The following is a 2,035-nucleotide window of genomic DNA, read 5'->3' on the forward strand; positions in this document are numbered from 1 at the left end:
CGCGCGGCCCAGGTAGCCGCGGGTCACCCCCGGGCCGCCGATGAGCAGCTCGCCCGGCACCCCCGCCGGCTGCGGGCGCAGCGACCCGTCCAGCACGTAGACCCGCGCGTTGGCGATCGGACGGCCGATGAGCACCGGCCCCTCCGCCCGCACGTCGTGGGTGGCGGACCAGACGGTGGTTTCCGTGGGCCCGTACATGTTCACCAGCCCGTCCGGCAGCACGGCGGTGATCTGCGCCGCCAGGTCCTGCGGCAGCGCCTCGCCGCCCAGAAGCAGGCGCCGCAGCGGGGCAATGGCCTCGACCCCGCTCTCCGCCAGCGTCATGGCCGCCAGCGAGGGAGTGCACTGCAGGTGGGTCACGCCGTGGCGGCGGATCTGCTCGGCGATGCCCTCGTCGTCGTCCCCCGCCTGGTCCAGCGGGCGGTTGGCCTCGCGGCGCACTTCGTCCAGCCGCGGCAGTGCGTCCAGCACCACGTCGGCGTCGGTGACAAAGTCGATCAGGCAGGCGATCTCGTCCACGCCGGCTTCCTTGAGCCGCTCCACCATCTCGCCGCAGCTCTCGGGGGTGCCCATGAGGGCGGCGGCCTGCCAGTAGCGCTCGAAGGCGTGGTCCAGGAGGGCGTCCATGTCGTCCTTCGACGCGCCCGCCACGTCCATCCCCTGCGCCTGCGCCACCGGCTTCAGCAGGTCGGCCGCCGTGGCCAGGTACTGCCGGAAGGGCGCGCGCACCGTCTCGCGCACCACCGCCAGGTCGTCGCCCACGAAGGTGTGCATCATCAGCGTGACGTGCCCCTCGCCCGGGGCGCCGCTTTCGCGGTACGCCTGCCGGTAGACGGCGATCTTCTGCGCCAGCTCCTCCACCGTCTGCCCCAGCAGGTGCGACAGGAGCGACGCGCCCGCCTGGCCCGCGCGGCGAAACGTGTCGGGCGAGCCGGCCGCGGTCACCCAGACGGGAAGCTCCGGCTGCACGGGGCGCGGAAAGACGCGGAAGGAAAATTCCTTCCCCACGCCGTTGGCGCGCGTAACCGCTTCGCCGCGCCACAGGGCGCGCACGGTCTCCACGTCGCGGAACATCTGGTCCTTGCGGTCGGCAAAGTTCTGCGGCGCAAGCACGAAGTCGTTGGGCTGCCAGCCGCTGGCCACGGAGATCCCCACGCGGCCGCCGGACAGGTTATCCACCACCGCCCACTCCTCGGCCACGCGCACCGGGTCGTGCAGCGGCAGCACCACGCTCCCCGCGCGAATCCCCACGCGCCGCGTGACCGCCGCCACCGCCGCGCCCGTCACGGCGGGGTTGGGGAACACGGCCCCAAAGGCATGGAAGTGGCGCTCCGGCGTCCACACGGCGTGAAAGCCGTTGCGGTCCGCGAACTTGGCCCCCTCCAGCAGCAGGCGGTACTTGCCTTCCCCGCCCTCCTGGTCTCCGCTGGAGAAGTAGAAGAGGGAGAAGTCGATGGGCCGGGTGGAGCGGCGGACCCGGCGCGCGGGGGCGTCGGCCGCCGCAGCCTCGGGCTTCACCACCACCTTGAAGCCGCGCGCCAGCGTCCACAGCAGCTCCAGCACGTGGATGTCGAAGCTGGTGCGCGTCACCGCCAGCCAGGTGCCGGGGATCGGACCGCCCACCCGCTCGTCCATCCCGGCAAAGAAGCTCACCGCGTTGCCGTGCGTCACCTGCACGCCCTTGGGCTTGCCGGTGGAGCCGGAGGTGTAGATGACGTACGCGGCGTTGGCCGCGTCCACCGCCACGGGCGGCGCCTGGGCCGGGTGGGCGGCGACGGCGGCCGCGTCACCGTCCACCGTGACCACGCGGACGCCGTCGGTCGGCAGCAGGGTGCGCAGAGCGGACTGCGTCACCAGCAGCGGCGCGCCGGAATCCTCCAGCATGTACGCCAGCCGGTCCGCGGGATACGACGGATCCAGCGGCAGGTACGCCGCGCCGCTCTTGAGCACCGCCAGCATGGCGACCACCATCTCCGCCGAGCGCTCCAGGCAGATCCCCACGAACGCTTCCGGCCCGGCGCCCAGCGCGGAGAGA

Annotated in this window: 1 protein-coding gene; it reads right to left on the bottom strand. The window is 73.0% G+C overall.

Features of this window, described 5'->3' with window-relative positions; all coding sequences use genetic code 11:
- The coding region (locus ACOJUJ_RS07230) for a MupA/Atu3671 family FMN-dependent luciferase-like monooxygenase (RefSeq protein ID WP_420126186.1) at positions 1–2,035 on the bottom strand (2,035 nt) is incomplete at both ends.

The organism is Longimicrobium sp. (assembly GCF_048594345.1).
Classification (GTDB): Bacteria; Gemmatimonadota; Gemmatimonadetes; order Longimicrobiales; family Longimicrobiaceae; genus Longimicrobium.